Source organism: Mesorhizobium sp. M7A.F.Ca.CA.004.12.1.1 (assembly GCF_003997835.1).
Taxonomy (GTDB): Bacteria; Pseudomonadota; Alphaproteobacteria; order Rhizobiales; family Rhizobiaceae; genus Mesorhizobium.
Map to the genome: position 1 here is coordinate 1 of NZ_RZRK01000338.1, position 6,315 is coordinate 6,315.

The 6,315-nt window shown below is 60.6% G+C and carries 6 protein-coding genes and 1 pseudogene; 1 reads left to right on the top strand and 6 read right to left on the bottom strand.

All coding sequences use genetic code 11. The annotated features are described in order from the left end of the window. The 3 genes and pseudogenes from EN984_RS38855 to EN984_RS18550 form a co-directional block, all read right to left on the bottom strand. Positions 1 to 126 (bottom strand): annotated as a pseudogene (locus EN984_RS38855) (NADP-dependent oxidoreductase); the annotation flags it as partial. Positions 127 to 185: 59 nt separating this feature from the next. Next, a complete protein-coding gene (locus EN984_RS18545; protein WP_127268726.1) occupies positions 186 to 1,052 on the bottom strand; it encodes an alpha/beta hydrolase in 867 nt (288 codons plus the stop codon). A gap of 85 nt (positions 1,053 to 1,137) precedes the next feature. Then, positions 1,138 to 1,953: an oxidoreductase gene (locus tag EN984_RS18550; RefSeq protein ID WP_127268725.1), complete on the bottom strand. Its 816-nt coding sequence runs from the start codon at positions 1,951 to 1,953 to the stop codon at positions 1,138 to 1,140. 103 nt (positions 1,954 to 2,056) lie between these two features. On the opposite strand from EN984_RS18550, the gene EN984_RS18555 reads away from it, so the two are divergent. Next, on the top strand, positions 2,057 to 2,620 hold the full coding sequence (locus tag EN984_RS18555) for a TetR/AcrR family transcriptional regulator (RefSeq protein WP_127268724.1): 564 nt from the start codon (positions 2,057 to 2,059) through the stop codon (positions 2,618 to 2,620). A gap of 52 nt (positions 2,621 to 2,672) precedes the next feature. Here the strand turns inward: EN984_RS18555 and EN984_RS18560 are convergent, their stop codons facing one another. From EN984_RS18560 to EN984_RS18570, 3 genes are all read right to left on the bottom strand, one after another. Next, positions 2,673 to 4,304 carry an ABC transporter ATP-binding protein gene (locus EN984_RS18560; protein ID WP_127268723.1) on the bottom strand — a complete coding sequence of 544 codons (1,632 nt, stop codon included), beginning with the start codon at positions 4,302 to 4,304 and terminating at the stop codon, positions 2,673 to 2,675. After that, positions 4,294 to 5,178 (bottom strand): ABC transporter permease, encoded by an 885-nt coding sequence (locus tag EN984_RS18565; protein WP_127268722.1) that lies wholly within the window; start codon positions 5,176 to 5,178, stop codon positions 4,294 to 4,296. The genes EN984_RS18560 and EN984_RS18565 overlap by 11 nt, the downstream gene beginning before the upstream one ends. Beyond that, positions 5,175 to 6,315: ABC transporter permease (locus EN984_RS18570; RefSeq protein WP_348630232.1), on the bottom strand; the 1,141-nt coding region annotated here is incomplete at its 5' end. The genes EN984_RS18570 and EN984_RS18565, both read right to left, overlap by 4 nt.

Consider the following 6,315-nt stretch of genomic DNA (forward strand, 5'->3'; position numbering starts at 1 on the left):
GAGCAGGTTCACCGCCACGGCGTGGACCTCGACCAGGACATCACTGTCCCCGAGTTTCGGCTCCGGCATTTCGGCCAGCCGCAGCGTGCCGTTCTTGCTGTATTTGTCGACGACGAATGCCTTCATGGCAGTGACTTTCTGAGAGATTGTTGATGTTCGGGACGAAAGCCGCCCGGTGAGGGGTGTCAGGCCTCGAGAAAGGCCAATGCTTTCGGAACGAAATTCGCGTGGTTCTGGAACACCCCGCCATGGCCGGCATCCGCATAGATCACCAATTGCGCCCCCGGAATGCGGCGGGCGAGATCGTGGGTATTGACGCTCGGCACCATCCTGTCGTGATCGCCATTTGCGATCAGCGCAGGGACGCGGATGACGCTCAAATCTTGCGGCGCCTGTAGTCCATAAGCCTTCACCGCCCGGAGTTGCGCGCCGAACGCGCTAAGCGATATCGGCCTGTCGCGGTCGGCCTTGCGCTCTGTCAGCCGCTGCAGGAACGCCTTCGCGGCGCGGCGCCCGTTCACCGTTCTGGTGAAAAACAGATAGTATTTCGGATCCCGAAAAGTCAGCGCACCCTTGATCATGTCCACGATCGTCAGTGGCGTCATCTTGTCGATGCCTTGGCCGCCGGCCGGCCCGGTGCCGGCCAGGATGAGCTTGCGCACAAGCCTGGGCTCGGTCAGCACGATCTCCTGCGCCACGAAGCCGCCGAGCGAGAAACCGAAGAGATCGACTTGATCGAACCCCAGCGCCCGGACAAAGGCGACCGCATCCCGTGCCATCTCGGCGATGCGTGACGGCGTTTTGCCGCCTGAAGCACCAACGCCCCTGTTGTCGAAGGCAATCACCCACCGGGTCGCGGCGAGGCCATCGACGATGCGTGGATCGAAATTGTCCAGTTGAGCGCCGAGATGGTTCAGCAGGATTACCGGCACGCCCGTCCTTGGTCCGAGCTGCCGATAGACGAATGCCGTGCCGCCGACATCGACGGAGTGCGTTGGCGTGTCCTGGAACGATGCCCGTAAGTGGGGCGACCGCTTGAACCCATGTGTCATGCTTGGCACCTCCGCCTTGCGGGGGCTGGCCAATCGTGTTGTCGTTGCCAGTCGCATGTGCGTAAAATCCTCTGCTCGCTGTTGTTCAAACCGGCAGGCGGAACTGTTTGCGCAGGCTCTTGTCGAATATCCCCGCGGGAGCAAAGCGACGCAGCAGGCTGACCTGGCGCGCTGCCCTGCCGGCGGTGTAGCGCCGTTGCGGACGGGCATCGGTCGCTGCTTTGACGACCACCTGCGCCACCACTTCGGGCCGATCGGCGACAGGCATCACATCGCGAAGCAGCGCTTCCAGCGTAGCTCGAGCCTGATCGTATTCCTGCAACGGCGAATCCGGTTGGATCCCGTTCTGGTCGAAGACAGTGCGAACGAATGCCGGCTCGATGACCGAGACGCGGATACTGAAGGCACGAACCTCGTGGTCGAGCGATTCCGAATAGCCCTCGAGCGCGTGCTTGACCGCCGAATAATGCGCTGAATACGGCGCCGGCACCAGTCCCAGCACAGAGCCGATATTGACGATGCGCCCCTCGCCACGCCGCCGCATCGACGGCAGCACCGCATTGGTCATGCGGATGACGCCGAACAGATTGACGTCGAACAAGGCCTGCACCTGTGCAATCGAGAATTCCTCGGCGCCTCCAAGCTGGCCGACGCCGGCATTGTTGACCAAGAGGTCGATCCGGCCGGTCTGCGACAGCACCGTAGAAACGAGTGCGGCAACGGCCTCACCGTCGGTCACGTCGCAAACCAGCATGGTCACCCCGTCCGGGCCGTTGTCGGCCTTGCGCCGGCTGGTTCCGAAGACTGTGAACCCCGCCTTTGCCAGAGCCTCGGCACTGGCGCGGCCAATGCCCGAAGAGGCTCCCGTCACAACAGCGGTTTTTTCGGAATTCGCATTCATTTCGTGCTCCAAAATCATGAGGGCTAGCTTTTTTGCGCCCGTTGAATTACAGTCGTAATATCAGATTACACTCATAATGCAATAGCAGAAAGGAATAGCAGCCATGCGCTACGAAAAGGGCCGGAAGGACGCCTCGCGCGGACGGATCCTGGAGGTCGCGGCAGAACGCTTTCGCGGCGACGGCATCGCCGCGTCCGGACTGGCGACCATCATGAGCGACGCCGGGCTGACGAACGGCGCCTTCTATCCGCACTTTCAATCCAAGGCGCAGCTTGTCCGCGAAAGCGTGGCGGCGGCGATGGAGCTTCAGGCGCAGCAACTGGCAGAAGCATTAGCTTCGGGCGTGGAGATGGCCATCGGCACGTATCTGTCGGCCGAGCACCGGGACAATCCCGGAAAGGGCTGCGCGTCAGCCGCGCTGCTGCCGGAGCTCGCCCGTCAGCCGCCTGAGACGCGTGAAGCCTATACAGACCACCTGCTGGCTTTGGTGCGCCAGTTGGCGCAAGCGCTACCGCAGGCCAAGGATCCGGAGGGCGTGGCGCTGGCTGTCTTCGCAACGCTCCTCGGCACGCTGCAAATGGCCCGCGCCGTGGGCGGAACGGAATTGTCCGATCGCATCCTCTCGGTGGGGAAAGATGCGGCGAAGACGCTGATCGAGCAGCGTTAGCGCTCCAGGAAGCTGACAGTGAGGAACATGCCGGGCGCGGATAGCCGATCCGTCAGATCTTCCGGCTGGCCAGCAGCCTTGTCAGCCAGTCCGGATTCATTTCCGGAACAGAGGACAAAAGCCGTTCGGTATAGGCCGCGTGCGGTGGCGTGAGAACTTCGCTCTTCAATCCCTGCTCGACGACTTTGCCGCGGTGCATGACGACGATTTCGTCGGCTATCGCGCGCACCGTAGCAATGTCATGGGTAATGAAGATGTAGCTCATTCCGAGTTCACGTTGGAGACGTATGAGAAGCTTGAGAATTTCCTCTTGGACGATCTGGTCGAGCGCGGACGTGATCTCGTCGCAGATGATAAGCTCCGGATCGGCAGCCAACGCCCGGGCAATGCAGACGCGCTGTTTTTGGCCACCCGACAGCTCGCCAGGCAGGCGTTCCAGAAAATCTTCGCTCATCTCGACCATGTGCATAAGTTCGCCGATCCGGCGATCCCTCCGCGCGCCCTTAAGGCCGAGGTAGAATTCGAGCGGCCGAGCTATGACTTCTTCGACCGTTTGGCGCGGATTCAGGGCGTTGTCGGGCATCTGATAAATCATCTGTATGCGGCGCAGGACCTCTTTCGGCCGCGTCTTCAGGCCCGTGGAAAGAAGCTGGCCGGCAAAAGAAATCGAGCCTGAAATTGGCGGCAAAAGGCCGGTGACGACTCGAGCGAGCGTCGATTTCCCCGAACCGGATTCGCCGACCACAGCCACGGTTCTTCCGCGCGGAACCTTGATGGAGACATCCTGGAGCACCTTGACCTTTCCTGCATAGGCCGCGGTAACGTTGTCTATCGTCAGCAGATAGTCATCGGCTGGAACTTCGGGCTTGGCGAGCTTGCGTACGGCCCAGAGCGTTTTTGTATATTCCTGGCTGGGTGAGGCCAGCATCTGGCGTGTGTCTGCCTCCTCCACGGTACGTCCGTGGCGCAGAACCATGATACGATCCGCCATTTGCGCCACCACCGCCAGGTCATGCGTCACATAGATTGCAGCGGTGCTGAGTTCCTCCACGATGTTGCGAATGGAAGCTAGAACTTCAACCTGCGTGGTCACGTCGAGCGCCGTTGTTGGCTCGTCGAATATTATGAGGTCCGGACGACAAGCCATTGCCATCGCTGTCATTGCCCGTTGCAACTGCCCGCCGGAGACCTGATGAGGATAACGAAAGCCTATGGTCTCCGGTTCTGGGAGTTGAAGGCGTCGATAAAGATCGACGGCGCTCCGGTTCGCCTCTTCCCGGCCGGCAAGTCCATGCGCCACCGCGGTTTCGACGGTTTGTTCCAAGAGCCGATGTGCCGGATTGAAAGAGGCAGCCGCGCTTTGCGCGACATAGGCAATGCGGGAGCCCCTGAGGCGACGGCGCCCTTTTTCATTGACTGCCAGAAGATCAATCCCGTCGAACAGGACCGAGCCTTGCGTGATCCGGCAGCCCGGCTTGGCATAACCCATTGCGGCAAGGCCAATGGTAGACTTGCCGGCGCCTGACTCTCCGATCAGCCCAAGAACCTGGCCCCGCTTCAGCGTCAGATCGACCCCGTGGACAATGGGATGCCACCGCTCATCCGAGAACCCCTCCACATGCAGATTGCGGATTTGAAGCAGATCCTTTCCTTTTTCGCGTGGGCCTGGGCCGCTACTTTTCATCCCGCAACCCGCTTGTTGCTTGCAGGAACCAGTCCACCACGAAATTCACGGACACGGTAAGGAGAGCAATCGCGCCGGCCGGAAGTAGCGGGGTGACATCGCCGTAGGTGATCAGGGTCGCGTTCTCGCGCACCATTGATCCCCAATCGGCCGTCGGCGGCTGAATACCGACGCCGAGAAACGACAGCGCCGCGACTGTCAGGAAGACGAAGCAGAATCGCAAGCCGAACTCGGCGACCAGTGGCGGCATGACATTGGGAAGGATTTCCTTGGCGATGATCCATTTCGGTCCCTCGCCGCGCAATCGTGCCACCTCGACATATTCCATCACCGCCACGTTAAGCCCGACGGCGCGAGAAAGCCGAAAGACCCGGGTGGAATCCAGAAGCGCAATGATGACAATCAGGCTCGTGATCGACGAGCCGAAGATCGTCAGCAGCACCAGCGCGAAGATCAGACTCGGGATTGACATCAGCACGTCCACTGCACGCGACAAGATCTGGTCGAGCCACCCCCTGTACAATGCGGCAAGAAGGCCGAGCGAGACGCCGACCGCGAAGGACAGTAACGTGGTCGCGACCGCGATAGCGATGGTATTGCGCGCACCGTAGATCAAGCGGGTGAGCATGTCGCGGCCGAGCTGATCGGTTCCCAGTTTGAACTCCTGGCTCCACGGCGCGAAGGCTTCGCTGAAAACCTGCGTCTCGCCATATGGGGCTATCCAGTGCGCGAAGACCGCAACAAAGACGTAGCCGAGGATCACGACGATGCCGAACCATGCGCTGAACGGTGCCTTCTTCAGCGCAGTTTTCGCCCGGGTGGCACGCGAGCGCCTCAGCCTTTGAACCGCCGCGACAGATTCGGATCTGGTCATCGTGGGTGCAAGAGCCTGGGATTGGTGGCGATGGAAATAATGTCGGCTAGCAGGTTGAGAAGGATGTAAGTCGCGGCGAAAATCAGGGCGCAGGCCTGGACAACCGGAACATCCCTGGATTTCACCGCGTCAACCATCAGCTGGCCGATGCCGGGGTAGACGAAAACGACCTCGACCACGACCACTCCGACGATGAGATACGCCAGGTTGAACGCCACCACAGTGACGATCGGAGCCCAGGCATTGGGCAGGGCATGCCTCAGCACGATCACCATCGGGGACATTCCCTTGAGGCGCGCCATATCGATGTAGGGGCTTGCCAGCATGTTGATGATGGCCGCTCGGGTCATGCGCATCATGTGGGCCACGATTACCAGCGTAAGCGTGATTGCCGGCAGGGCGACTTTCCAGAGATGCTCCCAAAATGGCGTCTGATCGTTCACATTCGACAATGTCGGAAATTTGGGAACCGCATTGAGCATCCAGTTCAGCAAGACAGTGAGCCAATGAGGCAGCGTTTGAGCGAAATCGGATCCGATGAACGTGTCGCGCGAGATCACCAGGTAGGCGAGCATATAGGCGACGAAAAATTCCGGGAATGAAATGGTTGTCAGTGTCGCGACATTCACCAGCCGGTCGAACCAGCCGTTGCGGTACAGCGCAGCCAGAATGCCAAGCCCCAAGGCCAGAGGAACAGCTATCAGCGCAGTCACCGCTGCAAGGAACATCGTGTTGTAGAGGCGTGGTGCGATGATCTCGGCCACGGTACGCCGATATCCGGTGCGGCTCGCAAACGAAGAGCCGAAATCGCCATGGAGCATCTGGGCGACCCAAACGAAGTAGCGCTCGACAGGCGGGCGATCGATGCCGATTTCCCGCTGGAACGCGGCGACCGTTTCGGGCGTCGCCGATTGCCCGAGCGTGGCCTTGGCGAAGTCGCCTGGAAGCATCGCGATCGCAGAGAAGATAATGATGGACACGATGAACAAAGTGACCAGGCCGAGGCCAAGGCGCTGCAGGACCGTTTTTGCGACGGGGTTCATGTGCGTGGCGTTTCCCTTTGGGCGGCAGCCCTGCACTCGGAGCCAGCTGACCGGAGCCTCAAAACCATCGCGGCTCCGGCCCGCCATCTCATGC

Excerpts from the sequence above, each read along its gene's own strand:
- EN984_RS18545 (WP_127268726.1), bottom strand. The coding sequence starts at position 1,052 with ATGACACATGGGTTCAAGCGGTCGCCCCACTTACGGGCATCGTTCCAG.
- EN984_RS18550 (WP_127268725.1), bottom strand. The coding sequence starts at position 1,953 with ATGAATGCGAATTCCGAAAAAACCGCTGTTGTGACGGGAGCCTCTTCG.
- EN984_RS18565 (WP_127268722.1), bottom strand. The coding sequence starts at position 5,178 with ATGACCAGATCCGAATCTGTCGCGGCGGTTCAAAGGCTGAGGCGCTCG.
- EN984_RS18560 (WP_127268723.1), bottom strand. The coding sequence starts at position 4,304 with ATGAAAAGTAGCGGCCCAGGCCCACGCGAAAAAGGAAAGGATCTGCTT.
- EN984_RS18555 (WP_127268724.1), top strand. The coding sequence starts at position 2,057 with ATGCGCTACGAAAAGGGCCGGAAGGACGCCTCGCGCGGACGGATCCTG.